15 protein-coding genes are annotated in these 20,451 nt (G+C 49.2%); 1 reads left to right on the top strand and 14 read right to left on the bottom strand.

The window, feature by feature from the left end; translation table 11 throughout:
* Positions 1–25: 25 nt before the first annotated feature.
* On the bottom strand, positions 26–3,103 hold the full coding sequence (locus BMW84_RS21940) for an EAL domain-containing protein (protein WP_091072097.1): 3,078 nt from the start codon (positions 3,101–3,103) through the stop codon (positions 26–28).
* A gap of 238 nt (positions 3,104–3,341) precedes the next feature.
* Here BMW84_RS21940 and BMW84_RS21935 point away from each other — a divergent pair, with 238 nt between their 5' ends.
* The gene (locus BMW84_RS21935) at positions 3,342–4,280 is read left to right on the top strand and encodes a serine hydrolase domain-containing protein (RefSeq protein WP_091072095.1); all 939 of its coding nucleotides are present in this window, start codon (positions 3,342–3,344) and stop codon (positions 4,278–4,280) included.
* A gap of 48 nt (positions 4,281–4,328) precedes the next feature.
* On the opposite strand, the gene BMW84_RS25115 is transcribed toward BMW84_RS21935, so the two are convergent.
* The 13 genes from BMW84_RS25115 to BMW84_RS21875 form a co-directional block, all read right to left on the bottom strand.
* A complete protein-coding gene (locus BMW84_RS25115) occupies positions 4,329–4,682 on the bottom strand; it encodes a DNA glycosylase AlkZ-like family protein (protein ID WP_254773094.1) in 354 nt (117 codons plus the stop codon).
* A gap of 29 nt (positions 4,683–4,711) precedes the next feature.
* Complete coding sequence (locus tag BMW84_RS21930) at positions 4,712–5,473, bottom strand: winged helix DNA-binding domain-containing protein (protein ID WP_254773092.1); 762 nt, start codon at positions 5,471–5,473, stop codon at positions 4,712–4,714.
* A gap of 284 nt (positions 5,474–5,757) precedes the next feature.
* Positions 5,758–6,780: a restriction endonuclease gene (locus BMW84_RS21925; RefSeq protein ID WP_217646148.1), complete on the bottom strand. Its 1,023-nt coding sequence runs from the start codon at positions 6,778–6,780 to the stop codon at positions 5,758–5,760.
* A gap of 362 nt (positions 6,781–7,142) precedes the next feature.
* A complete protein-coding gene (locus BMW84_RS25110; protein WP_254773090.1) occupies positions 7,143–7,499 on the bottom strand; it encodes a nuclease-related domain-containing protein in 357 nt (118 codons plus the stop codon).
* Between the two features lie 239 nt (positions 7,500–7,738).
* Positions 7,739–13,636, bottom strand: coding sequence for a DUF3320 domain-containing protein (locus BMW84_RS21915; protein ID WP_091072093.1), 5,898 nt, complete (start codon positions 13,634–13,636; stop codon positions 7,739–7,741).
* 395 nt (positions 13,637–14,031) lie between these two features.
* Positions 14,032–14,304: a hypothetical protein gene (locus BMW84_RS25105; protein ID WP_254773089.1), complete on the bottom strand. Its 273-nt coding sequence runs from the start codon at positions 14,302–14,304 to the stop codon at positions 14,032–14,034.
* Positions 14,305–14,751: 447 nt separating this feature from the next.
* Positions 14,752–15,270, bottom strand: coding sequence for a PadR family transcriptional regulator (locus BMW84_RS21905; protein WP_091072091.1), 519 nt, complete (start codon positions 15,268–15,270; stop codon positions 14,752–14,754).
* Between the two features lie 9 nt (positions 15,271–15,279).
* Positions 15,280–16,116 (bottom strand): sialate O-acetylesterase, encoded by an 837-nt coding sequence (locus BMW84_RS21900; protein ID WP_091072089.1) that lies wholly within the window; start codon positions 16,114–16,116, stop codon positions 15,280–15,282.
* A 175-nt stretch (positions 16,117–16,291) separates the two neighbouring features.
* Positions 16,292–16,918, bottom strand: a complete 627-nt coding sequence (locus BMW84_RS21895) for a type 1 glutamine amidotransferase family protein (protein WP_091072087.1) — start codon at positions 16,916–16,918, stop codon at positions 16,292–16,294.
* A gap of 71 nt (positions 16,919–16,989) precedes the next feature.
* Positions 16,990–17,952, bottom strand: coding sequence for a helix-turn-helix transcriptional regulator (locus tag BMW84_RS21890; RefSeq protein WP_091072086.1), 963 nt, complete (start codon positions 17,950–17,952; stop codon positions 16,990–16,992).
* A gap of 47 nt (positions 17,953–17,999) precedes the next feature.
* The gene (locus BMW84_RS21885) at positions 18,000–18,569 is read right to left on the bottom strand and encodes an SF0329 family protein (RefSeq protein WP_091072083.1); all 570 of its coding nucleotides are present in this window, start codon (positions 18,567–18,569) and stop codon (positions 18,000–18,002) included.
* Between the two features lie 94 nt (positions 18,570–18,663).
* Positions 18,664–19,644 (bottom strand): tRNA dihydrouridine synthase, encoded by a 981-nt coding sequence (locus BMW84_RS21880; RefSeq protein WP_091072081.1) that lies wholly within the window; start codon positions 19,642–19,644, stop codon positions 18,664–18,666.
* Positions 19,645–19,843: 199 nt separating this feature from the next.
* Positions 19,844–20,368 (bottom strand): VOC family protein, encoded by a 525-nt coding sequence (locus BMW84_RS21875; protein ID WP_091072080.1) that lies wholly within the window; start codon positions 20,366–20,368, stop codon positions 19,844–19,846.
* Positions 20,369–20,451 lie beyond the last annotated feature (83 nt).

Raw genomic sequence — 20,451 nt, 5'->3', positions numbered from 1 at the left:
CGACTTCCCATGGCGTTTGGCTATCCTATACCGCTAACCGGCCCAGCAAAACCCGCTCAATCTCTGACGCCGGCATCGGTTTATAGAAGAAATACCCTTGAATCTCATCACATTCGTATTGGTTGAAAAATTCGACCTGCGGCTCGGTTTCGACCCCTTCGGCAATTACGTTCAGCTTCAGGTTTTTGGCCAGTTGAATGATCGTCTTGGCGATCGCCTCATCTTCATTGCCTTTGGAGATGCCGCGCACAAACTGCATGTCGATTTTGATCCGGTCGACCGGCAAGGTCTTTAACCGGCTTAAGGAAGAATAACCCGAGCCGAAATCATCGATGGACAGCGAGACGCCCAGCTCCTTCAATTGATGAAGCACCTGAATAATGGAATCTTCGCCATCCGCCGCTGCAGCGCTTTCCGTGACCTCCAGCTCCAGGTATTTCGATTCCAGACCGGTTTCTTGCAAGGCCCGGTCCACCATGCCCAGCAGGTTCCGGTCCTGGAACTGCATGACGGAGAGGTTCACGGCCATACGTACAGGCGGCAGGCCCATCTCCTGCCACAGCTTGTTCTGCCGGCATGCAGTCTCCAGCACCCACTCTCCAATCGGGAGGATCAGTCCGGTTTGCTCTGCCAAAGGAATAAAGGCAGCAGGCGACACCATGCCCAAATCCGGGTTATTCCAGCGGACCAACGCTTCAAGACCCACGATCTCCCGGGTTTGAACGTTCACCTGTGGCTGGTAATAGAGGATAAATTCCTTCCGTTCCAGCGCCCGGTACAGACTTTTGGTCAGCTGCGATTTTTGCAGCACTTTCTCTTTCATGCCCGAGGAGCAGAAGGTGAACTGATTTTTCCCCTTTTCTTTCGAAGCGTACATGGCCAAATCGGCATGCTTAATCAGTTCTTCCGTCGTTTCGCCATCTGCAGGATATACGGCAATTCCCGCACTGGCTGTAATGAAAAATTCATGATCCTTGATCATGACCGGCTGCGCAATCGCCTTTTTGATTGTATCCGCGATCTCCCTAATGTCTTCAACCCGGTCCACACCGGCAATATTGATCAGAAATTCATCCCCGCCAAAACGCGAAACCATATCCTGCGGCCGCAGACACCCGGATAACCGGCGGGTCACCTGCTTCAGCATCTCATCTCCGCCAAGGTGGCCTAACGTGTCATTCACGATTTTGAAAGAATCCAGATCAATGAACAGAACGCCTATGAAACGCCCCGTTCCCTTAGCGGACTGTATCGTCTGCTCCAGCTGATTCTTAAACAAGGTGTTATTGGGAGACCCGGTCAATGCATCGTAATACGCCATGTACCTGATTTCTTTCTCGGCTTCGACCTTCACCAGCGCATCGGACAGTAGATTGGCGAGAATCCGCAGCAGCTCCTGATGGTTCCCCCTAAAGGTCCTTGCCTTCTTCACGGATGCAAAGAATAAGTAACCCAGCGTTCGGCCTTTATTCTTCACGGGAATGGAGATCAACGATCTCATCTTGTGCGCGAAAAACATCTCTTTTTCTGCCTGTGCTTCCATAGGTAGCGTTTCCACGTCTGTAACATGAACCAGGTTCCACTTCAAGGTTTCGCTCATCCACCACGGGAAGGCCTCGCCGGTCAGCTTCGGGATATGGTCCGCTTCGGGCTCGACGCCTTCGTTGCACCATTCATAAATCTTTTGCTCATCCGCCAGGCTTATGAAGAACGTCCGGTCCACTTGAAAATGCTTGCCGCTTAACGCTAACAATTCATATATCTTCTCATCCAGATCGGCTTCGCTAACCTTGACGAATTCGCCGGAAATCTGAGAGACCAGCTTCTGAAACCGGATTTGGGCTTCATTCTCTTCAAGACGCTCCACATAGACCCGGTTGACGAAATGGGCCAGCCCCAGCGTAATGCTTAAAATGCCGATCCGCGCGAGATAATCCGAGCCGTCGACCTGAACGATCGCCCGCGGCATTCTTGCCCAGATATGGATTTGCGCAGCCAGGATGGAGAACCCGATCCAGAAAATCATCAGCCGTTTGTTGAAAAGAACGGATAACATGATCACGATAAAAGGTGCTGCCCATACCGTAATACTTGCCGTTTCGACAAAGTTAACCGCGATCAAAAGGATCGTCACCAGCATCAGAAGAATGAAAATAACCTCTTTATAGTCCGTCTTGATCGGGAGAACATTAATCAGCGTCAATAAAATGCCGATCGCAAAAAAGTAGGCGCTGAAGACTAAAATCTCCTGGAGTTGGGGCGGATGCTGATTGAAAAAATACTGGGCCGTAAAATTGAGCAGTCCGCCAATCACATACACGAAGGACATGATTTTGATGAACCGTTCCATGTTCACTTCACTGAGGATCCTGCCGGGCTCTACCCGGTCGCTTTTTCCCTGGCCCATCAGCCCATAACGTTTGATCGCATAAAAAATAGCGGTGGTCGGCAGCAGGACAAATACAGGGGCCAGCTGGGGCAGCGTATAGGAAGTGTATGTATTTACAATCATATCGGTCAGGGTACCCAGGACCACGGTGACAATATAGGAGCCCAGAAAAAGATACGCTTGCTTCTTCTTAATCGGGTCCTTCGTCCCTCTTCCCCAACGAAAGAGCAGCATCAATCCGATAAGGGAGAACAGCACGTAATACAGGTCGAAAAATACATCACCCCAGGTGTTCGCCGAAATATTCACCCAGCCCACGCTCGTCTCCGCGAGCTTGTACTGCGTCTTAGCCGTTTCGCTTAATCCAAAAGCAATAACGTTCACTAGCGCCGGCAGGTACAGCAGCGCATACAGCCATTTTTTCTTCAGAATCCGGTGTTTCTCCGTCAGGAGGAGATAAAAATTCAGCAGAAAGCTGTATACGGTCCCCCATCCGACGGAAGAGAGCCTGCGCCAGAATAGCGCCGTCGCATAATCCGGCGCCGAATTGGCGAGGGAGAAGCAGAAGGCCCATATGGACAATGCCAAACAGGCCGCCAAATACAGCCTGTTCAGTACGCTCTTCGAGTTGAGGGAAATGGTATACATCCCCAGCGTAAAATAAATAGCAAACGCAATAAAAAATACTAAAGAGTAAATATAGGGTAAAGTCATGGCGGGCCCTCCACGTGTGCGGGATACTGTGTTGTCTGTGAGATACCATGTAAAATAAAATAAAGCCTATACCTATATTTCGGTAAAAATACGAGACTCTATTACTAAAATTCGGCATTTCCTCATGCAAATTTGGTTCGCCCATCGTTTGCCTCCCTACTTCGTTCACAAGATTGGGGTATAATCACAAAGAATGCAATCGAACGTCAACATGCCAGACATTTACAAGGAGGCCACGATGTTGAACCTATCGGAGTTGTCTGCCGCAATCGCGCCGTTGGACCTGCGCAGCTGCCTGATCAGCCAAGGCGGCCGCATCCTGCTGGAGCATTACCGGGATGACAGCGCCCGCGAGCAGTTGGCCCGCATTAATTCCTGTACCAAAAGCGTCCTGTCTGCAGCGATATGCATCGCCATGGACCAGGGGATTATTCCGCCGGCCGAGACCCGGCTGAGCGAATTCTTCCCCGAGCTCACCCGGGACCCAGATGCCCGCAAAGCCGACCTTACACTGGAGCATCTGCTGACGATGACCGCCGGCTGGCGCTGGGACGAGTTCGGGGGCCGGAACTCTTTTCCGAAGATGACCCGCTCGCCGCATTGGGTCCGCTACGTGCTGGAGCAGCCGCTGGAGAACACGCCCGGCACCCGTATGGTCTATAACTCCGGCAACTCCCAGCTGCTGTCGGCAATCCTCGCCATGTGCTCGGGCATGAGCACCGCGCAGTTCACGGAGCAGCATCTGCTCCGCCCGCTGGGCATCGAGGCGTACGAGTGGGAACAGGACCCGCAGGGCGTGCACACCGGCGGCTTCGGCATGAAGCTGCGCCCTATCGACTTGTGGCGATTCGGCCAATTGTATCTGCAGCAAGGAATGTGGGAAGGCCGACCGCTGATCTCGCGCGAGCTCGTGCAGCGGTCGGCCACGCCGGCGATCGGTACCGAACCGCCCCGGCGGGGGCGTTATGGGTGGCATTGGTGGGTGGATGAGTATTCGGAGGGGACAGGGGAACCTCTGGAGTACTTCTATGCCCGCGGCTACGGCGGACAATTCGTGTACGTGCTGCCCGCACTGGAAGCTGTGGTTGTGCTTACTCAAGACCAGAACAGGCATAAGAAGCAGCCTATGGATGTGTTTCGGGAGAGGATTGCGCCATATATACTTGCCTACTCCTAAAGCTCAAAACGGTCCAGTTTCATAAAACGACTTCCAGTGCGGAAATGTTTAGTGAAATATCACCTCAGAGGCAGCCGCATTCGGATCTGCGAAATGAAGCAACCGAAGCCCCTCCTCCGAAAGAGCATCCATCTCTTGTTTAGAAAGGGGGCGAAAGGGCTCGATATGCAGGACAGCCCCCTCACGCCCGCACGTCAGCTTCCAGGTTCCGGCTACAAAGCCGTCCAAGAGAATGGTTGCGCGGATGATTCCGTTCGACGTGAATACTCGTTTGCGGTCCGCCTCATTCATAATACGGCTGCGATCCGCATAGGACAGCAGCATATTATCGAACTCGCTTAGAAATCTTGGCGCAGACGGCTCCTCGGCATCAGGCCGAGGAGCATTCGGCAGATCGAACAATTCCTCGCCTCGTTCATTACGGAAGGTGATCAGCTCGGGCGAAGCATTTGTATCTGATCATGAATACGCGTAAGTCCTGACCACACCTGGATGTCCTTGACTGTGGCCGGTCCGAACGCGGACAAGTACCTCCGAATGAGCCATTCTGAATCTGGCGATGAGGATAGCTGTTGGCCGAGCCACGCTTCAATTGACGTATGCACAGCTTGCCCCCCTTCCCCCCATATGCCTCGCGGCGGTATTTGCACTAACGGCACCTTATTACGAACCACTCCCATTGCAGCTTCATGATCCAGTCCAGGCCAGTATTCGCCTAATCGTTTGCCTAATTCATTAAGCGTCATGGGCTCCTTATCTACTAACGCTTTTCCTGCTGCAGCAAGCGCTTCCACGTCTATCCCCTTAATGTGCTTACCGAAAGATCCCCTCAGGCTGCGATCCATGACAGACTGCAGCACAGTACGCAACCGCAATGCGTCGTGGGCAGTAACCAAATGCAAGGTCGAGCGCATAAGCGCCATGCGTACAACCTGTCTATCCCGCAACAGCCCTGACAGTTCTTCGTGTGAAAAACCTTCTACACGTGTCCACAGACTGAAATAAGGGGCGTTCGGGGATTGAGCTTGTATTCCAACCAGATTTTCGATGGCCTCCAAGACAGGGAGCTGGACACGGTTAAGCAGCATTTGCCTTGCAAGCAGCGCATGATTTAGCTCACGAACACTAAGTACTTTTCCGGTATTTCCATCAGCTTCATGCCTCTGGTTTCGCGCTTTTTTCTCTGTATCCATATTTACAGCTCCCTCTCTTAGCGGAATCTTTGAAAGAAAACCTGAATGTCTGAGATGAGAAGATCCGGCGCATTCATTGCGGCGAAATGGGTACCGCGTTCAAAGTATCTGACTAAGAATTAAAACTAAATAGAGTAAAAAAACATTGTACCGAGAGGCCCAATTAATTTGCTTACCGAATAATTCACTTAATTGAAATGAACCCTTCCTCGGAGATTCTAATTGCATAAATAACTAAGGACGTGGAAACACCACGTCCTTAGTTATCCAAAAAACATTCAAATTTATAACGGCCAATATATTTTTCTTAACGGGATTAGTGTCCGTGTCTCTGAATCAAATTGATCATAGTATTGTGTTACTAATTCCGCGAGCAAATCCAAGTCTATTAAAGATAAAGGAATATTAGACCTTTCCCCTTCATATTTGGCTTCTTTTGAGAATCCGCCTGTAGACACATAAATGCCCCGATCTCCTACTCTTAATCCTCCAGTAAAACTACGTATTTCATTAGCTCCCATGTGTCCTGAACGATGCTTTACTTCCACTATAATTCTGGGTTCTTCGAGCCCTAAACCATCTGGGGATGCAAGAATGTCTCTTCCTCGATCTGGCCCTTTGGGTGATATTCGCGTTTTGTAACCCATTCCTCTTAGGATGCCCGCAACGAGTTCCTGCATTTGCTCCCAGTCTAACTTAGCAATCTTATCCTTTATAAATTCATTAGACTTCTCAATGACGTCTTCCTTGATTAGCTCTAATTCCTCAGCTTCTTCCTCCGTCTCGGCTTGCACAAGCTCTATTTGGTTCCTTGATTGACTACTTCCCGTCTGTCCGGTTACCATTTGCTCGAGCAATTCCTTTTGAACATCATTCGGTATAGATATAATGGTCAAAATGGAACCAAGTGTATTCCGAGCACTTGCCGTCAAAACATCCCTTGATACAGTTCCCTCCCAATTTATTCTGCGGGTATGAGGCTTATCCGTAATATAATTGGGCTTAAATTCATAATTTGAATTGATCCTTCCTATGTAATAAAGACGTTCTTCAGGATTATAAGTGATTACTTGATCATCTATTTTAAATTCACTTACGAAACGAAAAATCTGCCCTGCAGTAATATTAATCTTCCCTTCTTTAAACCCAGGGTACGTTACCTTCAAAAGCCTCTTCATCTCTTGCAGTGTGTTCACTGTACTGATATCTCCCAATTCAGACCAACCAATCGCCACAGCTTGCTTTTCTTTAAATTCATCAATAAGATATGCCCTTTCACCCGCCCGAACAAGCCACATACTTCTCATAGAAACACCCCTTTATAAAGTATTTATTTAATAATTCTTAGTCCTCTTTATTCTCTGTACATGAAGCTTACGAATCTCGGAATCAATGATGTTAGCCTGAACCAATTGATCGTATATCATTTGGATCTGTGACGTAGAAATAGAAGGTACGGGGTTTACCGTTTTCAAACTGGTCAGCTTCCTAGAGATGTACTCACTCAGTTCCACATCATAGACGACCAGTTCGTCCGATTGAATGCTCCTAAGCTCTGGATCAATAATGAATCGACATCTCATCGTAAATGAAACTATAGAGATAAACTTAACTGCAGCTGCATCTTTTATCAGACTTTCGATGGCCTTGATATGTCCATAGTTTTGCTTCAGCGGATTATCATCTTGTAACGGTTGCCCACAGACCATTGTTGATCAGTTCGTCCGCCTTTAATTTCACCATTGTAGTTTTTCGTCTCAATGACAAATAAACAATATGGGGAAATAACAACATGATCAATCTGAGCGTAGCCTGTTCGAGACTTGGGATTAGGGAGTAGCAGATCGCTCAACGATTTACAATCCTTAGGTAGCTGGTCCAATTGAATATTAATTTTATACTCGCCCAACTCTCCAATTCTTGTGGAGGCAACTCTCGGCTTCGACTTGGGAGTTGTTGCCTTACGCACAGTTTGTGGCGACTTAGTATCAGATTTCTTGAAGAAAGACAATATCGATTTAAACATAGCAAAACCTCGTATTAACTAGATTTACAATATGTATGGTTATTCGACAATATGGGAAGGATTCCCTTCCAAAAATGAGCATAAGAAAAGGACTGTCGCGTGGACAGTCCAAACATAATGTTGGTGTATGCCTTTGTTTCTGTCTTAATCCGAGAGAGCAGGAGGAGCAGTAAAGTTGGCTTCCATTCAAATGCTGCGAGAACAAGGAGAATTTGTGATTTGCGACTAAATGGAACCGCCTAAACCAAGACGATGCGCTCCCTCTCGTCAACTGCAACATAGCCGCGGTCAATGGCAAGCTGAATTCCGCTCCGAATTGCTTTATCCAGAGATGTGCCGCTGCGCTGATATCCCAACTGCTTGACTGTTTCTTTAAGCAAATCCTCTTTAGGCAAGCTGATTTGGCTGCTAAGAACATGTTTGATGGCATTGGCAATCTCTTCTGGGGGCAAGTCCTCGGCATTTCGCCGTTCATTCTCCGTGAAAGCCACCCGGAACTCGGTATAAGAGTTGGGGGAGATGGAGGTCGGCCAGAAAAATACGGCTTTTTCACGCTTCGTTGTCGCAAGTTTAAGCTTGGCAAAGACTTCGTCGAACCTTTTCTCAATTCGTGAACCAGTTCTGGAAATTCCCCATGCTTGAAGAACTCTTTTGCATAGCTGCTGTCTACTGATCGGCCCTTCATACTCAATAGTATCAGTAACTTGTCTGCACAAGGTTAAGGTATGCTGACCCGAATAGAACTCCTCCGCCTGCAACCCTGCAAGCGGAACTATATAGGGCTTATATCTCTTCAGATCGTTCGGCTTGTTCGCTACTGCCGCCGTTGACGGCTCAACCAAATTGCCTTCAAGCTTGCAGGAATTTGGAATCCGGGTTTCTTGACTTACCGCATAAGCCGGTTCCATCTCTTCCTGCCCAGCCTTCTCTGGTATCGCTTCTTTCTCAGCCTGCAAAACATGCTCTAAGGCGTGAGCTATCTTTTGAAGCTCGCGTTCTGGATTCTCCCACCAATCCAGCGACCACATCCGGTGCAGCTTCCAACCGAGCTGTTCCGACACACGATTTCTTAATATCTCTCTATCTCTGGCTGTTCTCGCCTGTTCATAGCCATATCCGTCACAGACAATGCCGAGCGCATACCTGGATGAATCCTCCGGATCCACAACTGCAAGATCGATCCGGTAGCCGGATACTCCAATCTGGACGTCTACCTGATGTCCCGCCTTCCGTAGTTCTTCGGCAACTTGAACTTCCACCCCCTGGAGCCGGGAATGAGAAGTGCTGACAGAGCTGCGAAAGCCTAACGCTTCTTTCCCTTTTGCTGCGTACTCGAGAAAAGCCTTCAACCCGGCCACTCCCTGCGCGCTTGTACGCGAAGTGTTCAGCTGTTCCGGCTTTAAGGTAGAGAACACCTTCATTTCGTACCGGGCACGTGAAACCGCAACATTGAGGCGCCGCCAGCCACCTTCGCGGTTTAACGGTCCAAAATTCATGCTAACTTTGCCAGATGCATCCGGACCATAACCAATGGAGAACAAAATGACGTCCCGCTCGTCGCCCTGAACATTTTCCAGGTTCTTTACAAAAATCGGTTCGTTCATTTCCTGCGACCATGCCTCCAGCTCAGGTTGTCTAGCATAAGCTTCATCCAGCATATCTTCAATGAGGCTCTGCTGAACGGCGCTGAATGTTACTACCCCGATACTATAGTGACGAAGCTTGTTATCTTGAAGACGTCGTATGATCTCCTGAATGACTGCTTCCGCCTCAGCCCGGTTAAGCTTCGTTCTCCCGCGATCATAGACACCCTCGACTTGCTGCAGCGTCACACGCGACAGCCGTTCATTCGGTGAAGGGAACGTTAGCAGCTTGTTATCATAGTACTGGATATTGCTGAACGCAATCAGGCTTTCATGGCGACTTCTGTAGTGCCAAAGCAGATGGCCTTGTGGCATGCCCAGAGCCAGACAATCATCCAGCACACTCTCTAAATCCTCTTGAAGCAGGTCATTCTCTCCTACCTCGCTTTGTCCGGAAGAGAAGAAGCTTGTAGGCGGAAGCTGCTTCGGATCTCCTACGACAATCACATGCTTTCCTCTCGCCATCGCTCCCACGGCTTCACAAGTTGGCATTTGAGAAGCTTCATCAAAGATGACCAGATCATATGGCGGGTTGGAAGGATTCAGATACTGAGCGACCGAAATCGGGCTCATCAGCATGCATGGGCACAGCCGCTGAAGCAGGTTGGGAATTTGTTCAAACAGTCTGCGGATGGAGATGCCTCGGCCACTGCTGCGAATTGCCCTTTGCAGAATGCCAAGTTCCGAACTCTGCGCGGCTTCCTGCGCCGTACTTGGAATCTTCGCCGCAAGTCGAGTAATGATCTCTTCGCGGGTAATTTGTTCAAAAAGGTCATTCCATTCTTGAAACTGTTTGATTGATTCTTCGAACAACCGGCTGGAAAAGACCCTTAGCGGCGCACGTTCTGCTATCAAGTGCTCCGCGCACGCCCGATAAAGTCCCTTCTCAAATGCCGGCACTGCCAGTTCCAAGGAGATCCGTCCCTGCTCAAGAGATTGCAGCAACGGCAGCAGTCCGGCCTTCGCCGATTTCTCTCGTACTCTCCGCCAAGCACACCAGTCCCGAATTCCGTCCAGATTGCTCAACCATAGGTTTGCTTGTTCTCTCATAAGTGGAATCCAGGCTTCCCCTTGCCTCTTCGCTTCAAACTTGCTCCGGTTTACTTCCAAAAGGGTCATTAACTGCTGTTCCGTCTGCTGTAATACCTGTACGGACTCGGCAAATTCGGTTAAGAGGTTTCCGCAGCGCTGGATAAAGCTCTCCTTACCCGCAGCTAGCAGCTGCACAAGTTTTTGGCGGAACCCCCCAGGATTGCTACCACAGCTGGAAGTAGAGACTAGGAGACGGTCGAGTCGGATCACCCAGTCGTTCACCTCTGCCGCAGCCTGCCAGTCTCCCCTTCCGCCATTCCATAGGTCCTCGCCCAGAAGAGGACGTATGGAGGACTCCAAGCATTGAATTTGCTGATCTTCCTGTTTGTATTGAATGAGATCCCGTAGCTTTAATTCGACCTCTGCTTTGGATAAATCCTTTCCAGGTTGCAGCTGTCTCCGTAACATCTTATAAATACGGTTCTGCTGCATCCACTTTGGCACCAGCCACTGAAGCTCGGCCTTCTTCCATAATGCAAGCACCTCTGCTGCATCCATCGAGAAGATTGAATCGGCAAATATTACTGAAAGGTTTGACCTCAGTTCGTCTCTCCATTGGCCATGTTGAACGACGAAGCTGATCTGAGCCGCATCCTGCTTAAGTTCATTGCTCTTGATCAGCCCTGAAGCTACATGAGGGATAGAAGCAAGCATTCTGCATAACTCGGCAAGCAAACCCAGTTCTCTCCGGGTCACGGTGCCGTGAGGCAGCGAAGCCGCGTTCACTGCTGCCTTCAGCGCTTGATCGCAAACGTTCAGCTTGGCTAGGCAATCGGTAAGCAGCTTGGCAAGCTGCGTTTTCGTCCCCGGAGTATAATCGGATATTCCTGTCTCCGACCATGGGTGGCCTGCAGGATGCCCGCATTGCTCAGCAGCGGCATGCAGCTCTCTCGCAAGCTCTCCCCATTCATGGAATTGCTCCAGGGACAGCGCACCGACTGCCGCCGGTTCGAATACAACCGAATCCGGCATCGCTCTTACTTTGCTATATTGCGCAATCGCGTCGTACACCGACAGACCGTTCCCGCTCTTCCGGTGCAGCGCCAAGACATATTCATTCAGCTGCCGCCTCGTTTCAGTCAGCTTGGCTGCAGTTCTCTCCCAATCTTCAGGAGAACGGCGGCCGGGCGCTTCAAGAGCAAGACGTAACTGATCCAGCACCGCCCTCTTCTTGCTCTTGTTTGAATGCAGCTCCAGACAATACGGATCCAAGCCGATAGACGCCAGGCGATTTCGCACTACATTCAGGGCAGCCATCTTCTCGGCGACGAACAGCACCTTTTTCCCCGAAGCCAGTGCATTAGCAATCATATTAGTTATCGTCTGGGATTTCCCAGTACCCGGAGGGCCGTGAAGAACGAAGCTTTGTCCTTCACCGGAGGCATAAATGGCCGCAAGCTGAGAGGAGTCAGCACTAATCGGCACGGCTCCTAGTTCCACACCGTATTGAGAGTCCAGAACATGGCTTTCCGGAAAAACATCTTCGGGAGTCCACTGAAGCTGCCCCGCCATTAAACTGGCTACAACCGGATTCTTCGATAATTCTGCAGATCTTATCCTCAGATCGTTCCACATGACAAACTGACTGAAGGAAAACAAGCCCAAATATCCAGCTTCAATAACATCCCATCGGGTATGGCTCATTACAGCATGCCGGATTATGGTAAAAACCTGCTTTAAATCCACTCCCTGCTCATCTTTCGGCAGAGGATCCAAACCGCCGATATCCACTCCAAAATCCTGTTTCAGTAATTCCAACAGCGTAATATTAAACTGCGGTTCCTCATCGCGGGCCCTCAGGACAATTCCTTGCTTGGACGATTTCCGAACCAGCTCGACGGGGACCAGGACGAGCGGAGCATAACGGGCTTTTTGACTCACTCCGGTTTCATACCACTGCAGCAGACCAAGCGCCAAATATAGCGTGTTTGCACCGTTCTCCTCCATAGATAATTTGGCGGAGCGATACAAATGAATCAAACGGTTGCTTAAATCCGCCTCGGTCAAATCAGAACGCAGACGCTTATTCAATAATTCATGGTTCAGCAGTTCTTTAAGCGGATCGTCATTGCCAATGGTGCGGAATAAATCGGCATCTCTTCCGTTGCCCTGCCAGTCTTTCGGCATGGCCAGCAGTTGAAACTCCTCTCCGCCCGCGAGCGCATCCTCAATGCGGCTCAAGTCCGAATTCAGAATACCGACACTGGAGCGACTAAGACGGAAGTTCAACAGCCCGTTGCGTAGGCTAAGATCCAGCAGTCTTCGTTCCCATTCTTTTTGCTTGGAGAGAGTGATAGATCTTACTTCAGCAGGCCGATCCATCACGTCGATCTGACGAGGCGCTTCAGTAGATCCGATTCCCGCTGCCGGTTCAGGATGCCTGATTTCCCATCCATTTGGTGTGGCTATGCGAAGCGGCAGGGGACGAATGGCGCTCCCTCTTGCGCGTCTGACATCGACAAAGACGTCGAATCGTTCCGGCTGCGCTAATTGCGAGACCGCCAGGCGTTCTGCTTCCTCAAACGATATATTTTTACCGGCTGTCAATGCGGTGGCTTCAATCAGACAAATCTCATGAATGCCGGAAGCCAGCCTTTTGGTCAACAGAGACATATCATCCTGAACGCTGTCTGCGAATGTTTCCTCTACGAGCCATACCCCCGCAAAAGCGTGACCTTCAGTAAAAACGATCAACGGATGAAGCCCTACCGCTTCCAGACAGGCCGCATAGAGCAGCGTTATGTCCAGACAATTACCCATTCGATTAGTGAACAGATTATCCGCCAACCGGATACGCTGGCCGATCTGCTCAAAGCTGGCCGGGGCAACACAGTAAGTCAGTTCCTCCTTCTGGATGGCAGCATATATGGCAGCCGCTTGCAACCTCACCCGGTTTGGATCCTGGCTCTGGTACGCATTGAATGAGGAGGATCCGCTCCAGCCTTCCAGAATACCCGACGCCTCTGCTACCAATCGCAGTACCTCGGGATGGTTAGGCGATATGAAAGCCGCGATCATCTCGGGCAGTTCCGCCAGCCCGTTCCATTCATCAAAAGCCAGGACATCCATTGGCACGATATGCTGTAGCAATACCGCCCCTTCATGTTGTACAGTTAGCTCCAAGCTGCCAGCCATTCTCTCCGTCAACTGGGCGAGAAACGCAGGCGACAGCTGCAGGGGAACTGTTCCCATATCCGTTGTCTGCTCCGGCAGCAATACATCCAGCGTCGTACTCCACTCATGCGCAAATTCAGGCTGTGTCCGGATTACAATTTGGACATTCCGTAGTTCGCTGGCATTTGTATGGGTGATCCACAATTTGCGGATAATAGGTACATAATTTTGCTGCATGGCATAATTGACAACCTTGCAATATTCCAACGCCACTTGAAGTTGACTCATCTTTCGCCCGTCCTTAATATCAAATTAAGTCTTAAGTCTCTTGATTCATTATATCACTCCTGGGTGAATCTACCAGTTGAACTTGCCCAGCTAAGATTTCCTTTTAATTGCTTCCTCCCAAGCTCAACATCCCCTCATCAGGGTGAGCCGTAATAAAACGGGAAGCCATGGTATGTAACCTAAATGTTCCACGTTTACTATAAACACGCTGGATTACAGTTTACAAAGAAGGTCCAATACGCATGTGTCGACCATCGTTGTCCTCAATACAAACTGAAGCCGGTAAAGTAACGATCGGAAACAGAACAAAAAAAGCGAATCTCAGGGATCCCTGAAATTCGCTCACATTCAATGCTTATTTTCTATAGCCCGCTTCTAGATTCCTTAAATCTTCCTCAGAAACAAGCTGGGAAGCCCCGTCTTGCTGAGGAAAAGCCACGCTTGCGACAATATCTGTCTTTAAACCTCGGAGTCACGTCTCCGTTTCCTGCCTTTTCTGACATAGGTAATATTTTGACCAGAACCCATCCTGTCAGATATCCATCCTGATCCCGGATGATGTTAATCCAAGAGGCTTCCATTCCAGAAAGGGGTTTAGCAGGATCTTCGAAAAAAGAGTTCCAGTAAAAGCTCTCCCCAGCCTTCGCGGTGCTTTCGGCCTCGCTCATACTTTCAGGACTTCCTTCTTTCTATACGCATAAGTAATGCGTGTCACCCGATATTTCATAGGTCATTTCTTCGCTCCCCTGCAGCTCGAACGGAATACCCGGGGTAACGCTTACGGCCACTGACCATCCTTCATTCCAAGGTATTGTAATCATCTCATTCGCAGGTACAATTACAGTCACTTGCTGCACACCTTCTTTCGATTTAGGACTGCATCCGGTTGTAAGCTAAATAACGCCAAAACCCGCAAAGATGAATAATCGACTGAGTCTGCCTGCTTTGATTTTGAGCTTCAATCCGGCACCCCCTGACAGTTACCAAAAATATAATAGGAATATTCATTTATCAAAATGATAATCCATACTTCCTTTTCTGCTCTAGCGCACTTAAGAAAGCTTCCGCCAAAAAAAAGAAGACACCAGGAGCTTCCCGGTGTCTTCTTTGTCATTTCAACTGAGCTTCTCTTGCAGCAACTCCTCAAACCACTTAACGTTTACCAGATGATGAGCACGCGAGTTTTCCAGCATTTTTTTGAAATGAACCGGGAGTGCCTCATTATGCTCAATTGATTGTTCTAGTAAACTGATCTTCTGTTTGCTTTGTTCAATTTGTATTTCGATTAATTTGGTGAGCTCTTCACGGTTATATTCATTCGCAAACAGCAGGGCTGCATAAAAAGATAAATTGACATAGTCGGTCTTGGCGCCAACTTTCACCATCAATTGCTCAAATTCTCTTTCCCCGGTTTCCGTGATGACATAGTTATTCGTCTCTCTGGAGCTCTTGGATGATGGATCCACCTTTACAATACATTGTTTATCTTCCAACTGCTGAAGATTGTAATAGAAGGAGCCTTTGGTGAAATTCACGATATATTTATAGTGCCTCTCTTCCATTAAGGCTAATAATTCATACCCGTGAGAACCCGGGTTTTGTTTTAATAAACCTAATATTAGTAAGGGGATCAACCAAACACCTCATTTTCTGAGTTCAGCTTCGAATTCATCATAGGTTATCTTCCCTAATGCTAAATCCATACTGTGCATATAGATCTTCTCTGCCTGGGTATGGGTTCTCTCCTGAATAAGACGGAGCAACTCATCCTCGTTATCTAATGGCTTCATTACATGCTGCTTACTGGCGAAGGCTTCATAATACCGCAGACCAAATTTCCGCTGAGAAATGGCATCCATATGAATCCCATCCGGATTGGAAGTTAACCCTGAGGCGGTGACAAAATAACAATGCTCCTGCTCCACGGCGAACTTTTGCAATTCCTGATTAACCAGCTCATATTCCGTGCAGTGTTTGCCAAAACCGGTTTTGCCTAAAAAATCCCCTAGCCCGCCAATCAGGATAGGAAGCTCTGGCGCATTCAGCTCCTTGCGGAATCCCTCCATAATTCGAAGCAGCTTTTGATAATACCCTTTGTAATTGCCATTGGTGCTGTCACTCTCTCCCTGATGCCAGAGAATTCCGGTTAACTCGCTATTCTCCATCGCGAATTTAGCTTGAATTACAGCGTGTCTAAAAAGGATACCCTCTACCGCCCATTCATCCAGGGTACTTCCGCCTTCCGCACAAGGAATGAGGCCCATGCGATCCTCGGGATTCTCCCGGCACCACGCCTCTGCGAACGAACCTGCCAGACTTATTCCGGAGACCGGACGGTCCACATTGATCGGCTCGGCCATCATCTGCCACCGGCCATTACGCAGCATTTGTATTTTTTCATTGTAAATAGGGGTTACTTCATGTAAAAAACCCCGTCCAGCCATATTCGACTGTCCTGCCATCAGAAACGATTTAATCATTTCGATCAATTCCTTCTATAATTAATATTTGATTGGAGTAGTGTTCTTATTTATAGTCTAATTAGACTACGCGCTTCAATTTTATAGTCTAATTAGACTGCTTGTCAAGCAGAGCGCAAAAAAAGCGAATCTCAGAGATCCCTGAAATTCGCTCGGATTCACCCTTTTTGATACCCTAGTGAATTGAACTCATCAGCTCATAGAAATACTTAGGCTCCTGGGTCTTGTAAAGATTGTACCAGGCATCTAATGTATTCGAAGAAAACACATCCAAGGCTTTCAAGACATGCACAGTAAATTCCAGCGGGGCTACTCCAGAGGCAGTGATCAGTTTGCCATCAGTTACAACAGGCTGCTGTTTGTAGAATGGTTCGCCTGTGTACGCGGGACAAATCATTTTAAGGTACTCCAGATCATTGCTGGTATGCGGGCGTGAATCAAGCAATCCTGTCCGGGCAAGTCCCATTGTAGCTCCACAAATCGCGGCTACCCCTATATCTTCCTGTATACATCTCACGGCGGTTTGCAGGACGGGCTCGTGAATGGTATCTGTCCATGTATCTCCACCCGGTAAAATCAAAATATCTGCGCTCGTAAGGACGCACTCCTTCAGTGTGATGTCAGGCATGATGTTCAATCCGCCCATTGTAGTTACCAGCGTTTTTTCGATCCCCACGGTAACTACTTTAGATGCGGCCTGCTCCTTTTGATAATATCTTCCCGAGTTCAGTTCGGCAGTTAAATAACCAATTTCCCAGTCTGCCATTGTGTCAAGCACATAGAGATATACTGTACTATTCATATATAATTCCCCCCTCATTTATTATCTCCATCATAAAATAGCTCCACTGACATCCGTTGTCAGTGAAGCCATTAAAGCTGATAATATTCCATTAAGTCCGCTGCAACCGCAGCAAGCTTCGCCTTCAGGCTCTGTGGTTCAATGACTTGAACGGCTCTCCCATAGGGCAGAAGAAAATTAGGGACATACCTAAGAATCGTTTGTTCCTCAAGTACAAAGATGGCCTGATCTGCTGTCCGCTCTGTCAGGTGATGTCCCAAAAACCAATGCAGACCTAAGTCATCCAACGCATCTGCACTGCCTCGTATAATTAATGAACTTAACTCTTCTTTATCTGCTACATCAGGCAACAGATTGTGCATGAAAAACTCGCGGGCCGAAAAAGCCTCAGATCGCTTAAATCTTAGTGCTGTACGCTGTATAGTTAGAATCCGATCAACCCGAAAGCTGCGGACTTCATTCTTCAGGCGGCAAAATCCAACCGTATACCACTTGCTGTTCCAGTACACCATTCCATACGGGTCAATCACCCTATGCTTAGAATGTTCTTCACGGCCTGTACGATAATCCATCTCTACAGCGTATTCATTGGCTACAGCCTGCTCCAATTCCGCGAGTACCGGCTGAACCGAAGGAGGACCGGTGCGATTAATCACTTCAAAGCCGGCTAAATGGCGGCTAAGTATATTTGCCTGCTCCTGATTCGAATACATTTGCAACCTTGCTGCCGCATTGTCTAATGCCCCGCTCATAGGGTATCCGGCTTCTTTTGCAAATAGAGCAGCATGAAGGAGCGCCTTTTTTTCATCGATATCAAATAGTAGAGGTGCCTTGATAAAATTACTCAGCAAGCTATACCCGCCATGATGACCGGAGTCGGATATGATCGGCACGCCGCTGGCACATAGTGCGTCGATATACCGGTACACTGTCCGGATATTGATTTCCAGCTTTTCAGCGATCTGTTTCGCCGTCATTTTCACGCCGGCGTTCAGCATCCATAAGATCGCCAGCATATTATCGTTTTTCGGCATCACATGAGTCCTCATTTTTCATGATATTCACTTATAGCTCCTTCGGCTTACAACGCTCCCCGCCGCAACCCATAAAAATACCGCACAATCGGATGCTTACTCTCCATCTTCTCCGCCATACCCAAAATCCGCTTCTTCCCAACCCGCTTATCCAGCAGCGCAAACACATTCATTAGTATCTCATCGCTCTCCAAGCTCTTCTCTATAGAAGTCGTTAAGAACTTGTTCGCCTCTGCGATAAAATTCGATTTGCTTAATGCAGCCTGCGCGGCCATCAGCTCTTTGGCAAGCTCTGTGCTTTTTCGGTTTCGGGCAATGACTATTAGGCGATCTTCGGGTACGGTTCCCTTGGTCTCTTTGCGGACGGCCTCAATATCGTCGTTGCTGATCGGAAAGTGGATCGTCGGGTCATTTTTGATTTCCAGCTCCGATAGATACCACCGGATCCCGTTCGTTTTGTCGCTCATGTTGAGCACGTTCTTCTTATCCACCGCGATATAACAAGTACCGGATTTATCATGTAAATAGCGGTAAGCGGGTGCACGGTATTCTACCCTTCCCGCTAACGCAGGACTGAGAAAGCTCTCCAGTTGTTGCTTCAATTTGCTCCAGGACATGTAATTTCCCTCCCTATACCAAAACAGAGGAAAGGCTTGCTGGCTCCGGGTTTGTCCCGTTCCATCCGCCGATCCTCAGCTATTTGCGTCTATTCTATTCCTCCGCCCCATCCTGCTCCAAGCTTCCAAAAGCATCAAGCAGCGCGCGCACTTCACTCGTTGACCGGGTATTCATCAAGTTATTTCTTAATTCCCCGGCCCCGCGGAATCCGCGGACATAGATTTTGAAGAAGCGTTGCAGCGGGCGGAACGAACGGGATTCCTGCGCCGAATACTGATCATAGAGATCCAGATGCAGCCGCAGCAGATCCAGCAATTCGCTACTGCTGTGTTCCTTCGGGTCCTGCTCAAACGCATACGGATTATGAAAAATCCCGCGCCCGATCATAATCCCATCCACGCCGTATTGTTCCGCTAACTTGAGGCCGGTCTCACGGTCTGGGATATCCCCGTTAATGGTCAGCAGCGTATGCGGCGCCACCTCATCGCGGAGCTTCTTAATCTCTGGAATCAGCTCCCAGTGGGCGTCGACTTTGCTCATTTCCTCCCGGGTGCGCAGATGAATGGACAGGTTCACAATGTCCTGCTGCAAAATATGGGTCAGCCAGCCGCGCCATTCGTCGATGTCCGTGAACCCGAGCCTTGTCTTTACGCTGACGGGCAGCCCCCCGGCTTTGGCCGCCTGGATGATCTCCGCCGCGAGCTCGGGACGGCAGATCAGGCCGCTTCCTTTTCCATTCTCCGCTACATTCGCTACCGGACAACCCATATTGATGTCGATGCCCTTGAAGCCTTCTTGCGCCATACCAATGCTCATTTGCCGGAAGTATTCCGGCTTGTCTCCCCAGATATGGGCGACGATGGGCTGTTCATCTTCGGTAAACGTCAGACGGCCGCGCACCGCATGATGCCCCTCCGGGTGACAGTAGCTCTCGGTATTCGCAAACTCCGTAAAAAACACATCCGGCCGGCCCGCTCTACTTACGACATGGCGGAACACCACATCCGTCACATCCTCCATGGGCGCCAGTATAAAGAAAGGACGCGGCAAATCGCGCCAAAAATTATTCGTCATCTTCAAAACCTCTCTATGCATGCTGTTACAGCACAGTATATCATAACCGCAAGCGTAGCGTACGTGCCGGGCAAAGCCCAAATAACCCCACAACGTGGGGTCTCAGCCTCGAAGCGGAGTCAGGTATTTAGCAGGAACCCCGAAGACTCATTCGTTTTCATCAAAAAAAGAGGGGGCAAGCCCCTCTCTGCATTGTGCCTCATTCCCCGCCCAGGTTCTTCGCCCATTCTCTCACTCTGCGGACGCTCTCTTCCTCGGATAAGTCCTCGATCCGGGTCATCAGGCTCCACCTTACGCCAAAGGGGTCAATAATACTGCCAAACCGGTCACCCGAAACGAAATTGCCGATCGGCTCCCTGATCTTCGCTCCTTTGGCTACCGCGTTTTCAAATACCTGATCTACATCGGCAACGTAAAGGGCCAAAGAATAACAGGCATCTTCCCCACCAGGCGGCAGGACCAAATGATAGGCCGGGTTCGCGGCTCCCAGCTGCAGAAAGCCGTTTCCGAAATCCAATTCCGCATGTGCTACGATCGTGCCGCCATTGCCATCCGGAAATTCATTAACATCCTTAATCCTTGCTTGGAATACCGCCTGATAGAATTCGATCGCTTCCGCCGGATTATTCACTACAATAAATGGGGTAATGGACGTGGACCCGTTGGGGGTTCCATGGGTGGTGTATTTTCCGGTTACGCCTGCAACTTTACTGCTGTCCGCCATGGTTATCGCTCCTTTTATTTGGCTTCTGCCTTGTCTTCCTCTGCATTATAAAACAGCTCCCCTGACAACCGCTGTCAGTGAAG

It is taken from the genome of Paenibacillus sp. NFR01 (assembly GCF_900111565.1).
Lineage (GTDB): Bacteria > Bacillota > Bacilli > Paenibacillales > Paenibacillaceae > Paenibacillus_AQ.
Note: the sequence above shows the minus strand (reverse complement) of the source record. Positions and strands in the feature narration are given on the sequence as shown.